Raw genomic sequence first — 23,143 nt, forward strand, 5'->3', positions numbered from 1 at the left:
GATACTTTGATGCAAACCCTTTCCCTGCCTGGTACGCCAAGGCCAATAGTTCCTTGAACCGATGCGCAAGCATCCGGAACGATCTTTACATTGTGGGCGTGAGCGTTTCGAAACTTCACAGTGGCAGCTTCGAGCTGTTTACTCCCTGAACTTCTTAATGCACCCGAAGCAAAGTAGCCGTTCCACCTTGAACCTTAGGGTTCAGGATGACGGCCTAGCGGCTAAGGCGGGGAATTCATGTCACTAAGCGATATCGCACTATTGATGTTGTGTGGGAGCATCTCTGGCTTTCTAGCGGGACTCCTTGGTATTGGCGGCGGCATGATCTTGGTGCCCTTCATGATTTTGGTTTTTAATCATCTAGGATTTAGTCAAGATGTCATCGTTCACATGGCTATTGCCACAGGCATGGCAACCATTCTGTTTACAACATCATCCGCCATCTGGGCTCATCACAAACATAGCTCCATCGACTGGAAATTAGTGGCCGCTTTAAGTCCAGGCATGGTGGTCGGCGGACTGATAGGTGGTAGCGAACTCTTTGAGGCTCTCAAGACTTCCTGGCTCTCACTTTGCTTTGCAGTCTTTATTGTGTACACCTCGATTCAGATGCTGATCAATAAGAAACCTGCCCCGGGTAGAGATTTGCCTGGTCCGGCCGGTCTCTTTTCATTTGGTGCATTTGCGGGAGTCCTAGCCAGCCTTGTTGGCGCCGGCGGCGCCTTCATCACCGTGCCTTTTATGCTTTGGTGCAATGTAAAGCCTCACGTTGCTATGGCAAGCTCCTCTGGCTTGGGGTTCCCAATCGCAGCAGCAGCAACACTTGGCTATATGTATGGCAGCTGGGGAAACCCAAACTTACCTGCAGGCTCTATGGGCTTTGTTTATCTACCGGCCGTGGCTTGTATTGTGGTGGTGAGTATTTTTACCGCACCCTTTGGTGCTAGATTAGCCAGAAAACTGGATGTCGCCCAACTCAAACGCGTCTTCGGCATCATGTTGTTTTTCCTTGCAGCCTTCATGTTTAATGAAAGCCGCAAGGCATTCGGTTTTTAAACGGTATATTGCTGACGCAAAATATTTTTTTGCACTTTGCCCATCGCATTACGCGGTAAGTCAGCAACAATTTCTAAGCGTTTTGGTATTTTGAAATTCGCAATTTGCGTTTTCAAAGTAGCAATCATCGCTTGAGAATCTAATTTAGCGCCAGCTTTAGGCACTACTACCGCCATGACTGCCTCGCCAAAATCAGGATGTGGAATACCGATCACTGCGCTCTCCTCTACGCCATCCATATCATCGATAAAGCTCTCGATTTCTTTTGGATAAACGTTATAGCCACCAGAAATAATGAGATCCTTGCTGCGACCTACGATACAGAGATATTCTTTGGGCGCTTTGCCACCGTTAGCCTCACCACCCCAACGACCGACGTCGCCCGTTTTGAACCAACCGTCTTTAGTAAATTCTTCAGCGGTCTTCTCCGGCATACGCCAGTAGCCCGGAAATACATTAGGGCCCTTGACTTGAATGTTGCCAATCTCATTAACACCACAAAGCTTGTTGTCATCACCTATGACGCGTACTTTCACGCCGGGTAATGGCAGGCCAACTGAGCCGCCGACGCGGCTACCTTTGTATGGATTAGAAACCAACATGACCGTCTCGCTCATGCCATAGCGCTCCAGAATTGGCTGGCCAATCACCTCCTTGAAGGTATTAAATGTTTCAGTAAGCAATGGTGCTGAGCCTGAGACAAACAAACGCATATTGCGCGCCACTGTTTTCGTGAAGCCTTTATCAGCCAGCAGGCGGACATAGAAAGTAGGCACACCCATCATCACAGTCGAGTTCGGCATGCGGTGAATAAGTTGCGCTGTATCTAAACGTGGCAACCAAATCATTTTGCTGCCATTGATTAAGGCGCCATGTGCTGCCACAAATAAGCCATGAACGTGGAAGATAGGCAAAGCATGCAGTAAGACATCGCCTTTTTTCCAACCCCAGAATTTTTGCAAGACTTGCGCATTGCTACCCAAGTTCTTATGGGTCAACATCGCACCCTTACTACGACCAGTGGTGCCAGAGGTGTACAGAATCGCAGCAAGATCACCATCTTTTGTAGCGACAGTTTTGAACTTATCGCTCTGCACTGAAGAGCGCTCCAACAAGCTGCCGGTACGGTTTTCATCTAAGGTAAGTACATGTTTTGTGCCAGCTTTGAATGCCACCTTCGATACCCAGGCGAAATTCTTGCTGCTACAAACCACCAAAGCAGGCTCAGCATTCTCAATGAAATACTGCATCTCTGCGGCTTGATAAGCAGTATTCAGAGGAAGGTATACATAGCCAGCACGAATGGTGGCGAGATATAAAAACAAGGCCTCAGGGGATTTCTCCACCTGAACTGCAATGCGCGAACCTTTTGGAAGCTTTAAATTCTTCAACAGATTGGCCATCATGGCCGTAGCCCGCTCTACATCACTCCAGGAGTAGAGCAAACCATCCTGCGTTTCAATTGCGCAGGCTTTTTTATCTTTTGGAAAACCTTTTTCCAATAGTGAATACAAATTCATGACAACTTTCCTTGTGTTCTTGGGATTTTCTTAAACTAGAGGTGTACCCATCACCCAATTTGGTAAGCCAGTAGCAATATCAGGGAACACGCACAGCAAAACCACCGATAGAAGCATGATGACAACAAAAGGCATAACACCCCAAATGATTTCACGCAAAGTGATATCGGGAGCAATATTTTTAATCACAAAAATATTAAGGCCGACAGGCGGATGAATCAAACCAGTCTCCATCACAATGGTCATTACTACGCCAAACCAAATCAGGTCAAATCCTGCAGCACGCAAAGGCGGCAAGAAGATAGGGGATGTCATCAAAATAATGGACACAGGTGGCAGGAAGAAGCCCAACACAATCACCATCAGCAAGATAGCGGCTAACAAGACCCAACGCGAAGTGCCTAAATCAACGATCGCTTGGGCGGCTGTTTGACTCAAGTGCAGGTAACTCATCACATTCGCAAAGAGCAGTGACATGCCAATAATGAACATCAACATCGCCGATTCACGAATGGTGACGTCTAAAAGCGGATACAAATCCTTAAAGCGCCACATCTTGTAAATCACTGCAATCAATAGGAAGGCAAATACAGCGCCTAAGCCAGCTGTTTCGGCGGGAGTTGCATATCCGCCGTAGAGCGCAACCATCACACCAATCAACAGCACTAAGAATGGCAACACCCTTGGTAAGGAGCTCATCTTTTGCTGCATAGTGTAGTTCTGGCGATCCAAAATAGGATTTGGAACTGCATTCACGCTATAAGCTTCATAGGCACTTGCATACTCTTTACGGAAGCGATAAATGGTGTAAGCCGAGAAGAAAACGACCAGCATGATTCCAGGGCCAATCGCAGCTAGAAACAATCTACCCAATGATTGTTCTGCGGCAACTGAGTACAAAATCATCGTAATAGACGGTGGCAACAAAATACCCAGCGTTCCACCGGCAGCAATAATCCCCGCTGCAAACCCAGGTGAATAACCACGCTTACGCATTTCTGGAATACCAGCACTACCAATTGCTGAACATGTTGCCGGGCTAGAACCGGCCATTGCCGCAAATAAGGCACAGGCAAAAACGTTGGCAACGCCCAAACCGCCAGGAACCTTACCCATCCATACATGCAAAGCATCGTATAAATCTTTACCAGCACGCGAACGACCAATCGCCGCACCCTTCAGAATAAATAATGGAATAGACATTAAGGTAATGCTGGACATCTCTTCATATACGTTCTGCGCCACAGTATCTAGTGAAGATGCTGGCATAAAGAAGTACATAAAAATGATTGCAACGATTCCCAAAGCAAAAGCAATGGAAATGCCCGAGAACATAATCAGCAAAGTCACTGCCGCAAACAAAAGACCGATAGTTAATATAGACATGCTTAATGACCTCCTCTAACTACATCAGAGGCTACTTGCTTTCTGATAAAAATCTGCAGAAATAATTGAATGGTCAACAAGACCATTCCAATAAACATCATGGAATATGGAACCCATAATGAAGGGGCCCAAGTGGAATTAGTTACCTGCCCATCCACCCATGCTTCCACGAGTAAATCCCATGTCTTTGTCGCAAAGAAAGCGAAAAAGAGGCAAGAGATGATATCAATCGCAACTACCCTCACACGATTCACAGGATGAGGAAGCAAACCTTCGATTGCCGAAATGCCAATATGGCCGCGTTTTTCTTGCACATAAGAACTGCACATGAAAGTAACGCCCACTAAGCAAAACAAGGCGGCCTCATCTTGCCAGTCATTAGCCGCATGAAATAAACCTCGTGACATCACGCTGTAACTCAGAATTAACGCTGCTGCCATCAGCGCGATAGACCCAAGAAGAACCAGGCATTTATTGAGCGCCGACATCAATTTATCGGCAGCGTTTAGAAGGGCCATCATTTTATGAAATCTTCTCTGCCGAGTGCATCATGGCAGCACAAGTTTCATTACGCTCTGAAAACTCTTTCCAAGCTGAAGGCTTAGCAACCGCTTTCCACTTATCCACTACAGACATGTCCATTTCAAATACTTTGTTGCCAGCCTTAGCAAAGGCAATCGCTGCATCAATATCATCTAACTTAGCTTGCTCTGTGCCAAATTTTTCCATATCAGTACCCACCGCCATAATGATGTCACGCTGATTTGCTGGCAAAGCATCAAACACCATTTTTGACATCATGAGGGGCTCCAACATATACCAGTAAGATTTATTTTTAGCGGAGGTGAAGTTCTTCGTTAACTCAGCCAACTTGAATGACATCAAGCTAGCAGAGGAGGTATAGGCTGCCTCTAATGAACCTGTCTGAACTGCTTGATAGATTTCATTCGAAGGAATGGATGTCATCACTGATCCGCCAGCAGCTTTGAGCATGGCATCAAACTCACGACTACCACCACGCACCTTAACGCCCTTAATGTCATCCGGAACAACAATCGGACCTGAGCGTGTAGCTACGCCACCTGCTTGCCATACCCAACTGACGATCACGATGCCTTTGGACTCCATGACCTTATTCAAAATTTTACCCACTTCAGCGTTCTTCCAGCGGGCGCCCTGCTCATAACTTGTTACCAACGCTGGCATCAAGCCAATATTGGCTTCTACAACTTCACCGCCAGCGTAGGGCATTGGATAGAAACTCAAATCAAGTGCGCCTTTACGTAAAGCACTAAATTGCGCATTGGTCTTCATGAGGGAAGACTGGGGGTACACATCAAACTTCAATGCACCTTTAGTTCTTTTTGTAACTTCATCTGCGAACTTCTTACATAAACGATCACGAAAGTCTGTGCCACTCGGAAATTGATGGGATATTTTTAGGCTTTTACTGCTGTCTTGAGCCCAAGTAGGTAAGTTGTAGCCAGCAAGAGATGCTCCAGCAGCGCCCAATAGGATTTGACGGCGCAATTGGCTGATATCTTTTGAATCGGTCATTTTTAATCTCCTGATTAAATATTTGTTTTTATAAACTCAACTACTTAGACATTGTCAGTTTTAAATTACCCGACTTATTTATGTCATATTCTAAGGGATTGCCACTAAACCATCCCTTAGGAGCGTCTCCCCGCTTAAATTTCGTTTTTAAGGCTGCATTAGGCGCCCTACCGCCTTGGAATACACAATTTCTCCGTTGGCAAAGCGTTCATGGTTCTCTTCAACATTACCCAAATCGTAAAGATAATTCACCATTAAGCCGGCAGATTGACGCAATCCTTTGCGAGAAAGATCTCCCGCCCAATTGATCTGATGCAGCTTTGCACCATTGCCCAAATGAAACTTTGCCACTGGGTTTCCTTCGCGTGCCGCTGAGCCCAAACCTAAATACATGCTGACCAAACAAAGCAAAGCATCTTTTTCTTTTTGGGATGCCTCATCAGGATGCCAACCAGCGCTCAAGCGCTCACTCCAAGACTTAGCGTCTAAATTCAATTGGGTCAAGGCTTGATCACGCGCAGCCCTCAAGGCTGGCTTGAAGCGCTCTGCCGAGACGGCATCACTAAAACCAGCACCAGCTGAAACCCAATCTATAAATCCTGGAATAGGTGAGAGCGTCACAAATGTTTTTAAACCTGGGAACTCTGCCTTCAGTTGCTCGGCAACGCGCTTAATTAAAAAGTTACCCATCGAAACACCACGCAAACCTGGCTCGCAGTTACTAATGGAATAGAAAGCGGCTACCTTGAATTGATTTACCTGATCAACTGTGTCAGCCTTCTTATCAACCAAAGGGGTAATTACAGAAGGAATCTCAGGCAACAAGGCCACCTCAACGAAAATCAGGGGCTCATTCGGTAATTGCGGGTGAAAGAATGCAAAGCAACGGCGGTCTGGCTGTAAGCGGCGACGCAAATCATCCCAGCCATCAATAGCGTGGACCGCCTCGTGCTTGATCAGTTTTTCAAGCACTTCGGCGGGCGACTTCCAATCAACGCGATGCATTTTCAAGAAGCCCGGGTTAAACCAAGACGACAGAAGATGACGCATATCAAAATCTACTGCGGTAAGTTCAGGTTTCTTATCTAAAACCTGGAGAAGATCACGACGCATCTGTACTACCGCAGCAGTACCTTCACTCGCGCGATTAAGACGACGAAATAATTCTTGTCTTGGGGCTTCAACAATACGCTGCAGGCGAACGTAATTGCGGGCATTTGCTTCGGCAGCATAATTTTGCGCAGCCTTCATGACTGCATCAGCGTCAGGATTGAATTTCTCAAATAGAAAAGTAAAAAATTGGACATGCTGATCTTTGCCCAACTTGCGATAGTTATTCACTACATCGTCAGCCATACTCACTGCATTGGACTCGCCTCGCTCAGAAATCAAGCGCTTGACAGCATTATTTGCTTTAGACAAGTTACGGGCTTTTGCTAGCTTTTCCAGCATGTTCATTTCTCAATAAGAGTACGACGACAATTTAAATACGGTAATTAAAATGTATCGGGTACGCGTAGTTCAATCAATTCATAAAAATGAATATTCATTAACTTTAAGCTAATTAATTTATACCAATAAAAAGAAGTATTATTTATTATTGCGATGCAACATGCGGGCCTCAGCAGCAAGAGCGAGGATATTAGGATTTGATTCGTTAGCCTGAAGATACATTAAGGCAATGCGCTGAATCACCTCATATTTGGCATTCAGGGGTGTAAATTCAATCGCATCCCCCATTAAATCCCTCACCCTGCCCGGCAAAAGAGTTCTTCCCATATCCCCAGCCACCATATTCATGAGGGAAAAAATATCGCCAACCTTCATGACAACTTTTGGCTCAAAACCAGCCAATTTAAATACATCATAAAAACCAGATGTGGTTGCAAAACCATCTTGCAAGGTTAAAAATTCTTCATTTCGATAGTCCGCAAGATCTATTGATGACTGCTTGGGCTTATTTTTTTTAGATGAGGCTAGGTACAAGCGATCCTCAAACAAAGGGACTACCTGAATCCCCTCGGGAAGATTGGCGCTTGGTATGGCAATCACCGTAGCATCAATATTTCCTGACAATAACTTACTCATGAGATCTTCATTTGAGCCCAAAAATAAATCGATGTCTAAATCAGATCTGCGAATTTTGGTTCTCATGATCAGCTTAGGAATAATGTTTGATGTCAAAGAGTACATGGCACCCAAGCGAATTTGCCCCACTTCAATACCTGCTTTTGATCTAGTCTTTTTGATCATCCGACCAACTTCATTCAAGATGTCAAACGAAGTCTCCGCTAAATAGGTGGCCGCAGGTAGGGGTTTTAAAGCGCGCCCATCTCTAACAAATAAGAGGCAACCAATACCAACTTCCAAAGAATGTAATGCTTTATGAACACTCACAGAACTGAGGCCCAACTCCTCGGCAGTTTTAGCAAGATTTCCCGTGCGTATAAACGAGCAAAGAATTTCTAATTTACGAAGAGTGACTTCTTCATTAGGCATTAGAGGATAGTGTTTGGACTAAAAAGGCGGTCTAAGTTTGATCAATACGAGATACATTACTTCGTTGATCTTTTAATTGGAAGCAATAAATACAAACCAAAGACAATCATTGGTAGTGAGAGCCACTGCCCCATGGATAAGCCTAGGCCTACCAGACCCAAGAAGGCATCTGGCTCCCTAGCAAATTCAGCCAGAAAACGACAAACACCATAACCCAGCAAAAAGAGTCCCGAGACTTGACCAACTTGACGTGGCTTGCTGGCATATATCCAGAGCACGATGCCCAGTAGGATGCCCTCACCTAGGAGTTGGTAAATCTGGGAAGGATGGCGTGGCAAAGCGTCTACCAGTGGGAACACCATTGCCCAAGGTAAATCTGTCGGGCGACCCCACAACTCACCATTAATAAAATTACCTAAGCGGCCGAATGCCAAACCAAACGGCACGAGTGGCGCAACCAAGTCGCTCACGACAAAAAAGTGCGTCTTATGTTTGTGGGCGAACCATAGCAATGCAAGTAACACGCCTAACAACCCACCATGAAAGGACATGCCACCTTCCCAGATCTTCAGAATATCCAAAGGGTGGAAAAGGTAGTAGCCAGGCATATAAAACAAGGTGTAGCCGATACGCCCACCGAGCACTACACCTAGTACACCCGCAAACAACAAATCTTCAAGATCTTTATAAGTCCAGCCCAGGGTTTGATATTGGGGCGTCCGAATCCGCATACGCCCAAGCAACAGAAATTGTGCGAAGGCCATGAGATACATCAAGCCATACCAATGAATCACAAAGGATCCAATACGAATGGCGGCAGGATCAAACTGAGGGTGTATCAACATAGATCTTTAAGACTTGGATTGATCAAAGTTGTGTAGTTCGTGCCCCAAATCCCGATAGGCCTTAAAACGCTCGCGCCCAGCTAAACGCTCTGCATCATTGACTGTTACCACTTCGACAATACGCGGAAAACGAGCAGTCAAGGCTGATACATCTTTAGGCATATGCATTCCTAAATGGATCATCACATCTGCATGAGGAATGCTAGCTAACGCCGGAGAAGCAAAGTCATCGGCCAACACTATGGGAGTTTCTACTGCAGCTTCATCATCAATAAAGCAATGTGGTAAAAAATCACTTGCACTGAATGTCCAAAGCAACTCATCGAGTTTTTTCAGATCAGCAGACTCGCCTACCATCACAATATTTCTGACAGGCTGCCCGGCCGGTGTTGCACTCCAGATCTTGCGAGTTAAGCGACAAGCATATTCGAGCTTGTCAGCTACATTGCTATGAAAATCAATTCGTGCCATTCCCTATCGCCTTACTTATTTCTGCTCTAGCAAGTAATTCACAAGCAGCGGAACTGGACGACCGGTAGATCCTTTAGCGGCGCCACTTTTCCATGCGGTACCTGCGATATCTAAGTGGGCCCATTTATATTTTTCGGTAAAGCGTGACAAGAAGCAGGCCGCAGTAACGCTGCCAGCTGGACGTCCACCAATATTGGCCACATCGGCAAAGTTCGATTTCAATTGCTCGTGATAGGCGGCATCCAAAGGTAAGCGCCAAACCGTATCCAGCGAGGCTTTACCGGCTTTAGTCAAGGCATTAACCAAGCCCTCATCTTCTGAGAATAGGCCGCTATGCACATGCCCTAAAGCGATGACACATGCACCCGTCAAGGTCGCCACATCAATGACTGCCTGAGGTTTAAAACGCTCAACATACGTTAAAGCGTCACACAAAATTAAACGCCCTTCAGCATCGGTATTCAGAATCTCAATAGTTTGACCAGACATACTCTTCACAATATCGCCAGGACGAGTTGCTGCGCCAGACGGCATGTTTTCACATGTAGGAACAATGCCGATCACATTCTTTTTTAACTTCATTAACGCTGTTGCATACATGGTGCCAATGACAGAGGCAGCGCCACACATGTCGTACTTCATCTCGTCCATCGCTTCGCCTGGCTTTAAAGAGATTCCGCCAGTATCAAAAGTAATGCCTTTGCCCACTAGAACAATTGGGGCTTCACCAGCTTTGCCGCCTTGATGGCGCATCACGATAAATTGTGGCGGGGTGTCAGAGCCCTTGGCAACCGACAAGAAAGAACCCATGCCCAAAGCTTGAATTTGCTTGAGACCTAATACCTCAACCTTGAGGCCGGCTTTTTTGGTCAAGCCCTGCGCGGCTTTACCAAGGTAAGTTGGCGTGCAAATATTCGGCGGCAAATTACCGAGATCTTTTGCAAGATTCATGCCTTCAACAATCGCCATACCCTCAGCTACGGCCGCCTTCAAATCCTTGGCGCAAGCTTCATTGCCTGCAAAAGTGAGCTGCGTAAATGGATCAGCCTTATCTTTCGCTTTAAATTTCATAGCAGGTTGGCGAATGCCAAAACGGTAAGCCTGATCGCCAGCATATTGAATGGTGAGGCGCACTTCTTCTGCAAGAAAATCCGCCTGATGCCCCAAAGAAAAACTGGGAGTAAACCAAATGGCATTCTGAATCGATCCACCGCTGAGGTTTTTTAATGCGGCTTTAGCAATTTTTGAGTAAGCATGTAAGTTACAGGCGTTGGCCAAACTAAGGTCGCCCAAGCCGACCAATAAGACGCGCTTGGCCTTAACGCCGCTGGCAGCCCAGGATTTCTCGGCCCTCAAGATGCAGGTGGATGCCTGCTGATGATCTAAATCACCGACTACATTGGCATGCGTTATAGACCCACCAAGCAAGCGATCTAACTCAGACAATAGACCTGACTTTACCTTCGCTGCCTTGCCGCCTGAAAAATCATCTAAATCCGTCTTGGCATAAGCCAAAACTAGGCAATCAGTGTTTTGACTGAGCAGAGTGCTCAGGCTAGATTTAAGCAGTTTTGAGCTACGGAGGTCTGCCTGCGAGAAAATCTTGGTGCTAAATTGAATGGTCATAATTAATTGCGGTATTTTTAAATCGATTCAAGGGGGTTAATTGATGTTTATCCATTATCCTCCGACATAAGGATAAGCTCCCCAAGCAACATACCCAATACCCACAACATAGCCAAAATCAGCAAAACCAGCCTAAGCACCCATGATCTTTAAACAAGCCCTTCGCCGCGAACTCAGTTTTACGACTGGTGGCGTCTTCTTGGTCTTGGTAACGATCATGATCACCACTTTAGTGATTCGCATTCTGGGGTTTGCAGCCAATGGCAGTGTCAACCCTAAAGACGCCTTAGTGCTAATCACGCTAGCAACCCTTGGTTATATGGCAGTACTGTTAACGGTGTCTCTATTCGTAGCTGTTCTAATTGTGCTGGTACGCTGGTACAAAGATTCAGAAATGATTGTCTGGTTTGCTAGCGGCCTGAGCATTACCAACCTCATCAACCCTATTCTTCGCTTTGCAACACCCCTCATCATCATCATTACGCTGCTAGCGCTCTTTGTCTGGCCTTGGGCCAATCGTGAATCCACACTCATTAGCCAACGCTTTCAGCAGCGCGATGATGTCTCAATGGTGACGGCTGGTCAATTTAAAGAATCAGCAAAAGCAGAGCGGGTCTTTTTTATTGAAGAGTTGGACGTTGATAAAAGTGAGATAAAAAATATCTTTGTCGCCGACTCCAAAAATGGGCATCTCAATATCGCCGTGGCCTCTACAGGTTTTATTCAAAATTCTGAGGGAGGAGAAAAATCGATTGTGCTCAATCATGGTCGACGCTATGAAGGGCAGCCTACCCAACCAGATTTTCGGATTTTGGAATTTGATGAATACGCAACCAAAATTCACAGTAAAGAAGCATTGGCGCCTCCTCCGCGAGATCGCGAGAAAACAATTCGTGAGTTGATAAATGAGCCTAACCCCGCCTTTGTCAACCCTAGTCAAGCAGAGCTTCTCTGGCGTATCGGCCTCCCATTGATGGCCCTTGGTCTAGTGCTGATCGCCATCCCATTGGCTTATGTCAACCCAAGACTGGGAAATTACACGGCCATGTTCTATGCGGTGCTCATTTATTTGATCTACAGCAACCTAATCAACCTGGCTCAAAATTTTGTCTCACAGGGAAAGATGAATGTCTTCATTGCCGCCTGGCCCATTCATCTCCTTGCGATTCTGATTGCAGTCGCATTGATTCGTAATCGTATTAACCCCTCCCTAAAGTGGTGGCGACGCCAATTACCCGCGTCGTTCTCTAGCAAATGAAGATTTTCTTTCCTTACATCTATGAGCGTTATTTAGCCAAGCAAATTTATGCTGCCTTTGGCTTTATCTTATTTGCGCTTGTAGCCCTATTTTTATTCTTCGATATTCTGAGCGAGTTAGGCTCGGTCAATGGGCAATACACCCTGCCGCTTGCCTTATTACATGTCCTACTGAAAGCACCAAGCCGCATCTCAGAAATTATTCCCATTGCTGGGTTAATTGGCAGTATCTATGTATTTGCCATGCTCGCTAGTCAATCTGAATTTACGATTTTGCGTATCGCTGGCTTAGATGTAAAACGCGGACTCACCACACTTGCCAAAATCTCTCTGCCCTTAATTATTCTGACACTCATCATGAGTGAATGGCTTGGTCCTTATGCTGAATCAGTCTCAGATCAAGTCAGGATGAAAGCCTTGGGATCAGCTTACGAATCGCAATTTAGAACCGGGATTTGGGTTAAAGACCGCCTGCGCGATCAAGATGGTAGCGGACCAATCAGACCAGGTGTTCGCTATGTCAACGTCGGCAAGATTGAAAAAGACAATGAAATTAAAAATATTCGCATGTACGAATTTGATGATGCGTACCGGTTGCTATCGATTCGTAGTGCGGCATCCGGTCGTTTTGATCATACGGGCGTGTGGGTTTTGGATGATGTCACTGAAACACGCTTCAAAGAAACTAAACAAACTGACCCCCTCAATCCCGTATATTCAGCACAAACTTTCACCCACCCAGTTCTTAGCTTGGAGTCTGAAGTCACACCCCAAATTTTGAGCGTCTTACTGGTGAGTCCTGAAAAGATGTCTATCTTTAGTTTGGGACAATTCATTAACCACCTTCAAGACAATAAACAAGACACGCAGAGACACTCAATCGCCTTCTGGAAGAAGGTCATTTATCCATTCACTATTTTTGTGATGCTCACCTTAGCCCTCCCTTTTGCATATCTCAAAGTACGCGCAGGTAGTGTCGGCATCAAAGTATTTGGTGGAATCATGCTTGGCATGACCTTCCAACTCTTTAACTCCCTATTCTCGAATGTGGGTCTACTGGGCTCATGGCCCACCCTGCTCACCGCACTAACTCCCCCTCTGCTTTACTTCCTGCTGGCTATTGCAGGCCTTCGCTGGGTTTCTAAGGCCTAATACCTAAAATTCATTTAGAATTTGATTCCTATATCTTGGAAGATATATAAGGACGGAATCCAATATGAACCTGCACCAATTTCGCTTTGTACGTGAAGCAGTGAGACAGAACTTCAACCTCACCAGCGCCGCCAAGGCTCTATTCACCTCCCAGCCAGGCGTTTCTAAGGCCATCATCGAATTAGAGGATGAGTTGGGTGTTGAGATTTTTCGTCGGCACGGTAAGCGTATTCGCTCCTTAACCGAGCCTGGCAAGCGCATCCTCATTTCGATTGAGCGCATTTTGGATGAAGTGGAAACACTCAGACGCGTTGGTAAAGATTTTGCTAGTCAAGATCAAGGAAACTTTGTCATTGCAACAACCCATACGCAGGCTCGCTATGCCTTACCTAAAGTACTTACGGAATTTACCAAGCGCTTTCCTAAGGTGCGCGTCAGCATACAACAGGGTAGTCCAGGTCAAATTGCTGAGCTACTCACCCATGATCGTGCGGACATTGCCATTGCAACTGAAGGTATTGCCAATACAGCAGGTGTGCTCGCACTACCCGGATACCAATGGCAACACGTTGTCATGGTGCCCCTCAGTCATCCATTACTTAACCAAGCAGCCATCAGCTTAGAAGAGCTAGCAAAGTACCCCCTTATCACTTATGACAAAGCATTTGCAGGACGCAGCAAAATTGATGCCGCCTTTGCGCAGCGCAATTTAACTCCAGACATTATTTTGGAAGCCATCGATGCTGATGTGATTAAAACCTATGTTGAAACTGGTATGGGAGTTGGGATTGTTGCAGGACTAGCATACGACCCTGATCGCGATCGCAATCTCAAGGTGATTCCTGTTGGCCATTTGTTTGGTAATAACGTGACCCATCTTGGCGTGAAACAAGGTGCCTATCTCCGGTCTTTTGTTTACACCTTTATAGAACTGTTCTCACCGACACTCACACGTAAAATTGTCGAGCAGGCAATGTCCAGCGAATCGGATACTTACGAAATCTAGGAATTCATTTCAGAAAACTCAAGGGCAGAAAGCCAAATTGAGTGGTGCCTCGGGGCGGACTCGAACCGCCACGCCTTGCGGCACCGGATTTTGAGTCCGGCACGTCTACCAATTCCATCACCGAGGCAGGTGTTTGCAGTGGAAAAACTGCATTACGTACAGCTAAGAGGTGAGAGTGTAACAAAAAAAGAGTATGGACTGCCATCCTTTAGCTCAGTACCCCTTAAAATAGGCGTCTCTAGCCAAATTCTGCAAAAGGACTTACCCGTATGGCCGGCCACTCAAAATGGGCCAATATTCAGCACCGCAAAGGTCGTCAAGACGAAAAGCGCGGCAAGATTTGGACCAAACTCATTAAAGAAATTACTGTCGCAGCCAAATTAGGTGGCGGCGACATTGCGACGAACCCCCGCTTACGTTTAGCGATTGATAAGGCTAAAGACTCCAATATGCCCAATGACAATGTGCAAAGGGCGATTCAGCGCGGCACTGGTTCACTTGAGGGTGTGAACTACGAAGAGATTCGTTATGAAGGTTATGGCTTTAATGGGGCTGCTGTGATTGTTGACTGCCTCACAGATAACCGCACTAGAACAGTTGCTGAAGTGCGCCACGCATTTACTAAAAATGGTGGCAATATGGGTACCGAAGGTTCTGTTGCCTTCTTATTCAAGCACTGCGGCCAAATGCTATTTGCCCCTGGTACTAGTGAAGATCAATTAATGGAGGTTGCCTTAGATGCTGGTGCAGAAGACGTCATCACCCATGATGATGGCTCACTTGAAGTGCTATCGCCTGTACCTGATTTTTCAAAAGTACAAGATGCGCTTTCCAAAGCTGGCCTCAAAGCCGAGTTAGCTACCGTAGCCATGCGCCCCGAAACAGAAATTTCACTTGAGGGCGATCAAGCTGAAAGCATGCAGAAATTATTGGACGCTCTTGAGAATCTAGATGACGTACAAGAAGTTTTCACGAATGCAGCTTTCTAATTCAGCGGCATTCTGATTTGAAACCCATTCATCAACATAACTATTAGCTTGCTATGAAAATTCTCTTAATTGGATCCGGTGGTCGCGAACATGCGCTGGCCTGGAAATTGGCGCAATCGCCTCAAGTGCAAACAGTCTTTGTTGCGCCAGGCAATGGCGGTACTGCCACGGCTAAGCAGACTACAGCAGGCATTCAAAATCTTCCCATCTCAGACCTGCAAGATCTTGCAGAGTTTGCAAAACGTGAAAAGATTCACTTAACAGTGGTTGGCCCCGAAGCTCCGCTGGCAGCTGGCATCGTCGATGTGTTCCGCGCAAATGGTTTGCGAATTTTTGGGCCGACCCAACTTGCGGCTCAATTAGAGTCTTCAAAAGATTTCTCTAAAGCCTTTATGAAACGACATGGCATTCCAACTGCGGATTACCAAACCTTTTCAAATGCATTAGAGGCGCACGCCTACATTGATGCTAAAGGTGCTCCTATTGTGATCAAGGCTGATGGCTTGGCTGCTGGCAAAGGCGTTGTAGTTGCCATGAGTCTTGAAGAAGCTCACGCAGCAGTCGATATGATGCTGGCGGACAATAAACTGGGTAATGCCGGTGCTCGTGTCGTCATTGAAGAATTCCTGACCGGAGAAGAGGCTAGCTTTATTGTTTTAGTAGATGGTAAAAATGTTCTTGCCTTAGCAACCAGCCAAGACCATAAGCGTTTACTCGATGCCGATCAAGGCCCTAACACCGGCGGTATGGGTGCGTACTCCCCCGCCCCCGTAGTCACCCCTGAAATTCATGCACGCGCTTTACGTGAAGTGATCATGCCGACAGTAAAAGGCATGGAGGCTGATGGCCTACCGTATACCGGCTTCCTCTACGCAGGCTTGATGATTTCCCCTGATGGAAAAATCAAAACTTTAGAATTTAATTGCCGCATGGGTGATCCAGAAACACAGCCGATCATGGCGCGTTTACGCAGTGACTTAGTTCATGCATTGGATATGGCAGTGGACGGCAAACTCAATGAAGTCGAGCTTGAGTGGGATCGCCGCACCGCCTTAGGGGTAGTGCTCGCAGCATATAACTACCCAGAGACCCCGCGTAACGGTGATGTAATTACTGGCATTCCAGCTGATACCGAAGATCAACTGAGCTTTCATGCGGGGACCAAACTGCAAGAGGGCAAACTACTGACTTCAGGTGGTCGCGTGATGTGCGTGGTTGGCTTGGCTGACACAGTTCGTGGCGCCCAGCAAAAGGCGTATGACGCTATTTCTCAAATTCAATTTGATGGCATGCAATATCGCAAAGATATTGGTTACCGCGCAATTAAATAAAGATTGATAGAACACAATTGTCCGATAGCGCACAAACTCAGATAAATATCCAAACCTTAAAAGATTACTTTTGGGGTTTGCAAGATCGCATCACTGCAGCGATGAGTGCGCTCGATGGCAAAGCCTTCATCGCCGATGAATGGCAAAAGCCAGAAGATAGCAAACTCAAGGGTTATGGTCGCACCTGTATTTTGGATGGCGGCAATATTCTTGAAAAAGGTGGGGTTGGTTTCTCGCATGTTCGTGGCGATCAAATGCCTCCATCAGCGTCCCATCATCGCCCAGAACTGGCTGGACGTAGTTTTGAGGCCATAGGCGTCTCGCTGGTCTTTCATCCCAATAATCCCAAGATCCCAACTACGCATATGAATGTGCGCTGCTTTATTGCACAAGCGCCTGGTAAAGAGCCGGTGTGGTGGTTTGGAGGTGGTTTTGACTTAACCCCTTACTACGGGGTTGATGAGGACTGTAAACACTTTCATCAGACTGCCAAGGATGCGTTAGATCCTTTCGGTGACGATCTCTATCCCCGCTTTAAAAAATGGTGCGATGAATACTTCTACTTAAAGCATCGTGAAGAGCCCCGTGGTATTGGTGGCGTATTCTTTGATGACTTCAATGAACTGGGTTTTGAAAAAAGCTTTGCAATGACGCGCGCAATTGGTGACGCTTTCATTAACGCTTACCTGCCGATTGCCCAGCGTCGTCAAAACGATCCCTTCACCGCAGAAGAAAAGTCTTTCCAAGAATATCGCCGTGGACGTTATGTTGAATACAACCTCATCTTCGATCGCGGCACCATCTTCGGCCTGCACTCTGGCGGACGTACTGAATCAATCTTGATGTCGATGCCGCCCGTTGTGCAATGGCGTTATAACTGGCATCCAGAGCCCAATACCCCAGAGGCAAAGCTTTACGATTACTACCTTAAGCCTCGCGACTGGTTGGCTTAACTTGAATGCTCCAAAAAAAATCGGCATCCTAGGCGGCACTTTTGATCCGCCACATCTTGGGCACCTCAAACTTGCTACGCACTTTGCAAAGCTATTTAACTTGGATGAATTGCTACTCATTCCAAGTGGCGAGCCTTGGCAAAAAGCCACCCACATCACTCGAGCAGAAACCCGCCTCCAGTTAACCGAAGCAGCTGCAATCGATTTGGCTAGGGCATTTTTATACCTAAAGATTTCAACCCAGATTGGGGTGGATCGTTTGGAAGTAGATCGTGCTGGCCCCAGTTATGCCATTGACACCATCAAAGCCTTAAGGGATCGTTATGGTCCCACAGCGAGCCTCATTTGGCTCATGGGAGCCGACTCCTTTATGTCGGTACCAAGCTGGAACTCGTGGAGAGATTTACTCAATCATGTTCATTTTGCGGTTGCCAGCAGACCAAAATGTGCACTTGAAACCGAAATGCGTCCAGAAATAGATGCTTTACTCGCTAAACACCAAACTCTAGAGACTGATGCTATTGAAATTAGCCCATCCGGCCACATATACCTAGATAAGAGCTTAGCAGTTGACTTATCCTCTACGGAACTACGAAATCGTCTCAGAACCCCCTCCGGGAACTCCCTTGGGCCAGAGCAAATCCCTTCACACGCTTTAGAAATCATCACAAATCTGGGCTTGTACAAGTAATCAAGCTAAGATCACCCCATACTCATTAGACCTATTACAGAAATACAGCAAAAACTATGGAATTACGTAAATTACAGCGCGTCGTGATTGATGCCTTAGAAGATGTCAAAGCTCAAGATATTCGCGTCTATGACACCACTAAATTAAGTGAATTATTTGACCGCGTCATTATTGCCACTGGCTCAAGTAATCGTCAGACACGTTCATTAGCCATGTCGGTTAAAGAAGAGGTCAACGCCAAAGGTGGCGAAGTGATCTCGGTTGAAGGTCTAGAAACGGGTGAATGGGTCTTAGTGGATTGCGGCGATATTGTCGTGCACATCTTGCAACCCATGCTGCGCTCTTACTACCAACTTGAAGGCATGTGGGGTGCCAAACCAGTACGCGTCAAGCTGGCTGGTGAAAAAGGTCTTGTCAAAGCTAGCGAGCCTGACGAAGACGAAGACTAAGTATTTGATTCTTTCATCCAGCCTTTCTTCTGAATGCGTTTAACGATCGTTTCTGTTGGTCATAAGATGCCAGACTGGGTGGCAACGGTAACGCATGACTACATCAAGCGCATGCCGGCCGATTGCAGCATTGAGATTAAAGAGATCAAACCCGATCTCACTCCCGCTAAAGAAGCCATCAAAATAGCGGCGGCCATTCCTAAAGGGTCTCGCATCATTGCATTAGATGAGCGCGGGAAAGATCAAACCACTCAGAACCTAGCAACGCAATTAGCCAACTGGCGACAAGACGGTTGCGATGTTGTCTTTTTGATTGGCGGTGCTGATGGCTTGGATGCTAGCCTCAAAGATAGCGCTCAAGCAATGTGGCGTCTTTCGAGTCTTACCTTGCCCCATGCTATGGCTAGAGTATTACTAGTCGAGCAACTCTATCGGGCTTGGACGATTCTGCAGGGTCACCCCTATCATCGCGAGTAAGTATTAGCTATGATCCCTTACATATACCTCGCTTCGCAAAGCCCACGTCGCCAAGAACTCTTAAAGCAAATGGGCGTGCAATTTGAGATGCTACTTCCAGCGCTTGGGGAAGACACTGAAGCGATTGAAATACCACTTCCCAATGAAAAAGCGCGAGCTTATGTTGAGCGGGTTACTTTGGCAAAAAGTGCAGCTGCCCTAGCGCGCTGGCAGAAAAGCAATCTTCCTTGGGCGCCTATTCTCTGTGCCGATACAACCGTAAGTCTTCCCAATCACCCTACTGGGGAAATTTTAGGCAAGCCTAGCGATGCAGAAGATGCGCGAAGAGTTCTGAGTTTGCTCAGCGGCAAAACGCATGAAGTCCTGACAGCGGTAGCCATCACACTCTCGCTAGACAGCAAGCCAGCATGTCTAGTTCAAGTTTCCGAAGTGGAGTTTTCCCTTCTCTCCACAGAACAAATTGAAGACTATATCGCCAGTGGAGAGCCCTTTGGCAAGGCCGGAGCCTATGGTATTCAGGGGCTTGGTGGCGCACTCATTCCCTCGATCAAGGGAAGTTATAGCGGTATCATGGGTCTTCCGATTTTTGAAACCACGCAACTACTCGCTCGCGCCCAAATAAGCCACCTATGAACGAAGAGATACTCATCAATATTACCCCCCAAGAAACCAGGGTGGCATTAATTCAACAAGGTGCAGTGCAAGAGCTGCAGATCGAGCGTACGCGCCAACGTGGAATTGTGGGCAATATCTATTTAGCAAAAGTCGTGCGAGTTCTACCTGGCATGCAATCCGCCTTTATTGAAATTGGTCTTGAGCGTACTGCCTTTATGCACGTAGCCGATATCACCCAAAATAATCCACAAGCGCAAATTGAAAAACTGCTGTTTGAGGGTCAGACCGTATTAGTACAAGTACTCAAAGATCCCCTTGGGACCAAAGGTGCGCGCCTCACAACTCAACTCAGTATTGCCGGACGAAATCTGGTGTATTTGCCGCCGGTAAGTAGTGATATCACTAACGAGAAATATATCGGCGTCTCTCAACGCATTGATCAACCTGAAGAGCGTGAGGCCATCAAAGCGCGACTTGCAGGGTTAATGCCCGAAGATGAAAAAGGGGGAATCATTGTGCGTACTAGCGCACAAGATGCCACCGATACTGAGTTGCAGCACGATATGCGCTACTTGCGCACCACTTGGGAAAAAATCCGCGAAGCGGTTAACCATAAAGCGGCGCCATCACTACTCTACCAAGATCTCAGTCTTGCAGAGCGTGTACTACGAGACGTTGCTGGAGAAGAAACCAGCCAAATACGGGTGGACTCCTCTGAAAATTTCGACAAGCTCAATGCGTTTGCAGCTCAGTACATGCCCAATCTATTGGGTAAGTTGACCTTGCATCGTGGTGAACGCGCCCTCTTTGACTTATTTGATGTCGATGCTGAAATTAACAAAGCCTTAGGACGCCGCGTTGATCTGAAGTCGGGTGGATACCTGATGATCGATCAAACTGAATCCATGACAACAATCGATGTAAATACTGGTAGTTATGTTGGGGCACGAAATTTAGATGACACTGTTTTTAAAACCAATTTAGAGGCTGCTCAATCAATCGCACGTCAATTACGCTTACGAAATTTGGGTGGCATCATCATCATTGACTTCATTGATATGGTTAGCAAGGATCATCAAGAATCCGTCTTGCATGAGCTCAAGCGCAACTTAGAGCGCGATCATGCGCGCACCTCTGTCAGTGAATTTTCAGCGCTAGGCCTAGTGGAGATGACGCGTAAGCGCACTAGAGAGTCACTTGCCCATATTACCTGCGAGCCCTGCTCCGTATGCCAAGGTAAAGGGGAAATCAAAACAGCCCAAACGATTTGCTATGAGATCTTAAGAGAAATCGTGCGTGAACACCGCCAATTTAATCCAAAAGAATTCCGCATTGTGGCTGCACCTGATGTGATTGATTTATTTCTTGAAGAAGAAAATCAATTCTTGGCGCAGCTGGGAGATTTTATCAACAAGCCAATCAAACTCCAGGCGGAAGGTAGTTTTCGTCAAGAACAATACGATATTGTTCTGAGTTAATTCAGCCAAGTTTTAAGCGTTCGAAAACTGTATGCGATGCAGGTTTGCATACAAACCATCTTGCTTTATTAAGTCTTCATGCGAACCATTTTCAATGACCTTACCGTGCTCCAGAACAACAATGCGATCGGCGTGCTCAATAGTTGAAAGGCGATGGGCAATGACCAAGGTTGTCCTACCAGCCATCAACCTCTCCAAAGCATCCTGAACTTGGCGCTCTGACTCTGAGTCGAGAGCGGAAGTGGCTTCATCCAAAATCAAGATAGGCGCATTCTTATAAATAGCGCGCGCGATCGCCAAACGCTGACGCTGACCGCCAGATAAGCGATTGCCGTTATCCCCCACCATGCTATCAATGCCATCAGGCAATTCTTTAATCATGGCGCTTAAATTGGCAGCCTCCAAAGCTTCAATTACACGACCGCGATCAATGCCTTCTTCAGCAACTGCACCATAGGCGACGTTAGCAGCAATCGTGTCATTGAACAAAATGACATCTTGGCTTACAAAGGCAATTTGCTTTCTGACATCAGATAAGACAATTTCTTCAAGTGGCGTATCGTCTAAGAAAATATGTCCAGAAGTCGGCTTAAAGAAACGCGGCAAAAGGTTTACTAAGGTGGACTTACCGCCACCGGATGGCCCCACAAACGCAACAATCTCACCTGGCCTAATGGATAAATTAACGGCAGTAAGCGCGTCTTTACGGCCGACCTCTTGCTGATAAGAGAAACCAACATTTTCAAAGCGAATACCGCCCTTAGCCTTAGTCAGGGGCTTCATATTTGGTGTGCGAGACTCTTCCTCTTCAAAAGGCTCGTCCATTAATGCGAAGATCATTTCTGCCGCCGTCAAACCACGCTGCAAAGGTTGATTAATATCCGCCAAGTGCTTCAGAGGGGAAATCACCAACATCATGGCTGTAACGAAAGAGGCAAAGCCACCGACGGTAGTTCCCTCAGTAGCGGACTGCATCAAGGCAATCACCAATACGACTGATAGTGCCATAGAGGCAATTAACTGAGTAATCGGTTGGTTTAAGCCACCCGCTACGGCAGACTTCAAGGCAAATTGACGTAAGCGCTCCGCCTTTTCCATAAAGCGGCGCATCTCGTACTGCTCAGCTCCATGCACCTTAACAATCTTGTAGCCTGCTGCCGCCTCTTCAACGATATACGCCAACTCACTCGTCAAACCCTGTTGCTCTCGATTTAATGCTCTCAAACGCTTATTGATCTTGCTCATGATGAGAGCAATCACTGGGAAAATAATTAATACGACCAAGGTGAGACGCCAATTGAGGTAAATGAGATAACCCATCAAACCAACAACAGTCAATGAATCGCGTACCAGGCTAATCAACATGCCACCCATGATTGAGAGAACATTATTCACTTCGAATACAACGGCATTGATTAAATTAGAAGCGGAGTTTTTTTGAAAAAAGACTGTGCGGGCATGCAAGAGGGTTTGAAACATCTGCTCACGCAGCTTTAAGAGCACTGCGTTAATGACACGAGTCAGTAAATAATTGGATAAAAATTGGGCCAGGCTGCGAACCATCGCTAAACCCACTAGGAAAAGCGGCACCTGCCAAAGCTTGTTATCGAGCTGCCCCGTAAAGCCACGATCCAGCAAAGGCTTCATTAAGGCTGGAATAGAGGTCTCGGCGCCTGCCACCAAGGCCATCGCCAATAAAGAGCCAATAATCAAGCGAATATGGGGCTTGAGGTACTGAATTAAGCGGTTTAGGGCGGTACGGTCTTGAGCATTCATATAATGAAT

At 46.5% G+C, this 23,143-nt stretch carries 21 protein-coding genes, 1 tRNA gene, 1 other RNA gene and 1 pseudogene; 13 read left to right on the top strand and 11 right to left on the bottom strand.

From position 1 onward, the window contains the following. The first annotated feature begins 18 nt into the window (after positions 1–18). A non-coding RNA gene (ssrS, locus tag ICN49_RS07985) (6S RNA) lies at positions 19–237 on the top strand. Beyond that, entirely contained in the window at positions 238–1,056 is an 819-nt protein-coding gene (locus tag ICN49_RS07990) for a sulfite exporter TauE/SafE family protein (protein ID WP_216167328.1), read from the top strand. It begins immediately after the preceding RNA gene. Here ICN49_RS07990 and ICN49_RS07995 read toward each other — a convergent pair. From ICN49_RS07995 to ICN49_RS08035, 9 genes are all read right to left on the bottom strand, one after another. After that, the gene (locus tag ICN49_RS07995) at positions 1,053–2,576 is read right to left on the bottom strand and encodes a malonate--CoA ligase (RefSeq protein ID WP_216167330.1); all 1,524 of its coding nucleotides are present in this window, start codon (positions 2,574–2,576) and stop codon (positions 1,053–1,055) included. The genes ICN49_RS07990 and ICN49_RS07995 overlap by 4 nt on opposite strands. A 30-nt stretch (positions 2,577–2,606) precedes the next feature. Further along, complete coding sequence (locus ICN49_RS08000) at positions 2,607–3,962, bottom strand: TRAP transporter large permease (protein WP_216167332.1); 1,356 nt, start codon at positions 3,960–3,962, stop codon at positions 2,607–2,609. Positions 3,963–3,964: 2 nt separating this feature from the next. Continuing rightward, the gene (locus ICN49_RS08005) at positions 3,965–4,483 is read right to left on the bottom strand and encodes a TRAP transporter small permease (RefSeq protein WP_255535464.1); all 519 of its coding nucleotides are present in this window, start codon (positions 4,481–4,483) and stop codon (positions 3,965–3,967) included. A gap of 1 nt (position 4,484) precedes the next feature. Continuing rightward, the gene (gene dctP / locus ICN49_RS08010; protein ID WP_216167335.1) at positions 4,485–5,519 is read right to left on the bottom strand and encodes a TRAP transporter substrate-binding protein DctP; all 1,035 of its coding nucleotides are present in this window, start codon (positions 5,517–5,519) and stop codon (positions 4,485–4,487) included. 147 nt (positions 5,520–5,666) lie between these two features. Then, positions 5,667–6,977: a malonyl-CoA decarboxylase gene (locus ICN49_RS08015; protein WP_255535465.1), complete on the bottom strand. Its 1,311-nt coding sequence runs from the start codon at positions 6,975–6,977 to the stop codon at positions 5,667–5,669. Positions 6,978–7,109: 132 nt separating this feature from the next. After that, positions 7,110–8,018, bottom strand: coding sequence for a LysR family transcriptional regulator (locus ICN49_RS08020; RefSeq protein ID WP_216167336.1), 909 nt, complete (start codon positions 8,016–8,018; stop codon positions 7,110–7,112). Positions 8,019–8,074: 56 nt separating this feature from the next. Next, positions 8,075–8,863, bottom strand: a complete 789-nt coding sequence (lgt, locus tag ICN49_RS08025; protein ID WP_216167338.1) for a prolipoprotein diacylglyceryl transferase — start codon at positions 8,861–8,863, stop codon at positions 8,075–8,077. A 6-nt stretch (positions 8,864–8,869) separates the two neighbouring features. Beyond that, positions 8,870–9,334: a DNA polymerase III subunit chi gene (locus ICN49_RS08030; protein WP_216167340.1), complete on the bottom strand. Its 465-nt coding sequence runs from the start codon at positions 9,332–9,334 to the stop codon at positions 8,870–8,872. 15 nt (positions 9,335–9,349) lie between these two features. Next, positions 9,350–10,954: a leucyl aminopeptidase gene (locus ICN49_RS08035; RefSeq protein ID WP_439650860.1), complete on the bottom strand. Its 1,605-nt coding sequence runs from the start codon at positions 10,952–10,954 to the stop codon at positions 9,350–9,352. Between the two features lie 148 nt (positions 10,955–11,102). Here ICN49_RS08035 and lptF point away from each other — a divergent pair, with 148 nt between their 5' ends. The 3 genes from lptF to ICN49_RS08050 all read left to right on the top strand — a co-directional run bounded on the left by lptF (position 11,103) and on the right by ICN49_RS08050 (position 14,375). Then, positions 11,103–12,218, top strand: a complete 1,116-nt coding sequence (gene lptF / locus ICN49_RS08040) for an LPS export ABC transporter permease LptF (protein ID WP_216167343.1) — start codon at positions 11,103–11,105, stop codon at positions 12,216–12,218. Further along, the gene (lptG, locus tag ICN49_RS08045; protein WP_216167345.1) at positions 12,215–13,369 is read left to right on the top strand and encodes an LPS export ABC transporter permease LptG; all 1,155 of its coding nucleotides are present in this window, start codon (positions 12,215–12,217) and stop codon (positions 13,367–13,369) included. The genes lptF and lptG overlap by 4 nt, the downstream gene beginning before the upstream one ends. Before the next feature lie 64 nt (positions 13,370–13,433). Further along, on the top strand, positions 13,434–14,375 hold the full coding sequence (locus ICN49_RS08050) for a CysB family HTH-type transcriptional regulator (protein WP_216167347.1): 942 nt from the start codon (positions 13,434–13,436) through the stop codon (positions 14,373–14,375). A gap of 42 nt (positions 14,376–14,417) precedes the next feature. Here ICN49_RS08050 and ICN49_RS08055 read toward each other — a convergent pair. Next, a tRNA-Leu gene (locus tag ICN49_RS08055) sits at positions 14,418–14,502 on the bottom strand. A gap of 142 nt (positions 14,503–14,644) precedes the next feature. Between ICN49_RS08055 and ICN49_RS08060 the strand changes: the two genes are divergently transcribed. From ICN49_RS08060 to rng, 8 genes and pseudogenes are all read left to right on the top strand, one after another. Further along, positions 14,645–15,364, top strand: coding sequence for a YebC/PmpR family DNA-binding transcriptional regulator (locus ICN49_RS08060; protein ID WP_216167348.1), 720 nt, complete (start codon positions 14,645–14,647; stop codon positions 15,362–15,364). Positions 15,365–15,417: 53 nt separating this feature from the next. Beyond that, positions 15,418–16,695, top strand: a complete 1,278-nt coding sequence (gene purD / locus ICN49_RS08065; protein WP_216167350.1) for a phosphoribosylamine--glycine ligase — start codon at positions 15,418–15,420, stop codon at positions 16,693–16,695. Between the two features lie 41 nt (positions 16,696–16,736). Next, the gene (gene hemF, locus ICN49_RS08070; protein WP_216167390.1) at positions 16,737–17,648 is read left to right on the top strand and encodes an oxygen-dependent coproporphyrinogen oxidase; all 912 of its coding nucleotides are present in this window, start codon (positions 16,737–16,739) and stop codon (positions 17,646–17,648) included. Position 17,649: 1 nt separating this feature from the next. After that, positions 17,650–18,339, top strand: coding sequence for a nicotinate-nucleotide adenylyltransferase (locus tag ICN49_RS08075; RefSeq protein WP_216167352.1), 690 nt, complete (start codon positions 17,650–17,652; stop codon positions 18,337–18,339). Between the two features lie 56 nt (positions 18,340–18,395). Next, positions 18,396–18,785: pseudogene (gene rsfS / locus ICN49_RS08080) on the top strand (ribosome silencing factor); the annotation flags it as partial. A gap of 36 nt (positions 18,786–18,821) precedes the next feature. Next, on the top strand, positions 18,822–19,265 hold the full coding sequence (gene rlmH / locus ICN49_RS08085; RefSeq protein WP_216167356.1) for a 23S rRNA (pseudouridine(1915)-N(3))-methyltransferase RlmH: 444 nt from the start codon (positions 18,822–18,824) through the stop codon (positions 19,263–19,265). A 9-nt stretch (positions 19,266–19,274) separates the two neighbouring features. After that, on the top strand, positions 19,275–19,898 hold the full coding sequence (locus ICN49_RS08090; protein ID WP_216861178.1) for a Maf family protein: 624 nt from the start codon (positions 19,275–19,277) through the stop codon (positions 19,896–19,898). Continuing rightward, positions 19,895–21,358 (top strand): ribonuclease G, encoded by a 1,464-nt coding sequence (gene rng / locus ICN49_RS08095; protein WP_216167358.1) that lies wholly within the window; start codon positions 19,895–19,897, stop codon positions 21,356–21,358. The genes ICN49_RS08090 and rng overlap by 4 nt, the downstream gene beginning before the upstream one ends. Before the next feature lie 12 nt (positions 21,359–21,370). On the opposite strand, the gene msbA is transcribed toward rng, so the two are convergent. Next, entirely contained in the window at positions 21,371–23,134 is a 1,764-nt protein-coding gene (gene msbA / locus ICN49_RS08100; protein WP_216167359.1) for a lipid A export permease/ATP-binding protein MsbA, read from the bottom strand. Positions 23,135–23,143 lie beyond the last annotated feature (9 nt).

This window comes from Polynucleobacter finlandensis (assembly GCF_018881755.1).
Lineage (GTDB): Bacteria > Pseudomonadota > Gammaproteobacteria > Burkholderiales > Burkholderiaceae > Polynucleobacter > Polynucleobacter finlandensis.

Bases quoted from the DNA above. Each gene is read 5' to 3' on its own strand.
- lgt (WP_216167338.1), bottom strand. From the start codon at position 8,863: ATGTTGATACACCCTCAGTTTGATCCTGCCGCCATTCGTATTGGATCC.
- ICN49_RS07995 (WP_216167330.1), bottom strand. From the start codon at position 2,576: ATGAATTTGTATTCACTATTGGAAAAAGGTTTTCCAAAAGATAAAAAA.
- ICN49_RS07990 (WP_216167328.1), top strand. From the start codon at position 238: ATGTCACTAAGCGATATCGCACTATTGATGTTGTGTGGGAGCATCTCT.
- ICN49_RS08050 (WP_216167347.1), top strand. From the start codon at position 13,434: ATGAACCTGCACCAATTTCGCTTTGTACGTGAAGCAGTGAGACAGAAC.
- ICN49_RS08060 (WP_216167348.1), top strand. From the start codon at position 14,645: ATGGCCGGCCACTCAAAATGGGCCAATATTCAGCACCGCAAAGGTCGT.
- dctP (WP_216167335.1), bottom strand. From the start codon at position 5,519: ATGACCGATTCAAAAGATATCAGCCAATTGCGCCGTCAAATCCTATTG.
- lptF (WP_216167343.1), top strand. From the start codon at position 11,103: ATGATCTTTAAACAAGCCCTTCGCCGCGAACTCAGTTTTACGACTGGT.
- rlmH (WP_216167356.1), top strand. From the start codon at position 18,822: ATGCGTTTAACGATCGTTTCTGTTGGTCATAAGATGCCAGACTGGGTG.
- ICN49_RS08020 (WP_216167336.1), bottom strand. From the start codon at position 8,018: ATGCCTAATGAAGAAGTCACTCTTCGTAAATTAGAAATTCTTTGCTCG.
- lptG (WP_216167345.1), top strand. From the start codon at position 12,215: ATGAAGATTTTCTTTCCTTACATCTATGAGCGTTATTTAGCCAAGCAA.
- ICN49_RS08090 (WP_216861178.1), top strand. From the start codon at position 19,275: ATGATCCCTTACATATACCTCGCTTCGCAAAGCCCACGTCGCCAAGAA.
- ICN49_RS08000 (WP_216167332.1), bottom strand. From the start codon at position 3,962: ATGTCTATATTAACTATCGGTCTTTTGTTTGCGGCAGTGACTTTGCTG.
- rng (WP_216167358.1), top strand. From the start codon at position 19,895: ATGAACGAAGAGATACTCATCAATATTACCCCCCAAGAAACCAGGGTG.
- ICN49_RS08005 (WP_255535464.1), bottom strand. From the start codon at position 4,483: ATGATGGCCCTTCTAAACGCTGCCGATAAATTGATGTCGGCGCTCAAT.
- ICN49_RS08015 (WP_255535465.1), bottom strand. From the start codon at position 6,977: ATGAACATGCTGGAAAAGCTAGCAAAAGCCCGTAACTTGTCTAAAGCA.
- purD (WP_216167350.1), top strand. From the start codon at position 15,418: ATGAAAATTCTCTTAATTGGATCCGGTGGTCGCGAACATGCGCTGGCC.
- msbA (WP_216167359.1), bottom strand. From the start codon at position 23,134: ATGAATGCTCAAGACCGTACCGCCCTAAACCGCTTAATTCAGTACCTC.
- ICN49_RS08030 (WP_216167340.1), bottom strand. From the start codon at position 9,334: ATGGCACGAATTGATTTTCATAGCAATGTAGCTGACAAGCTCGAATAT.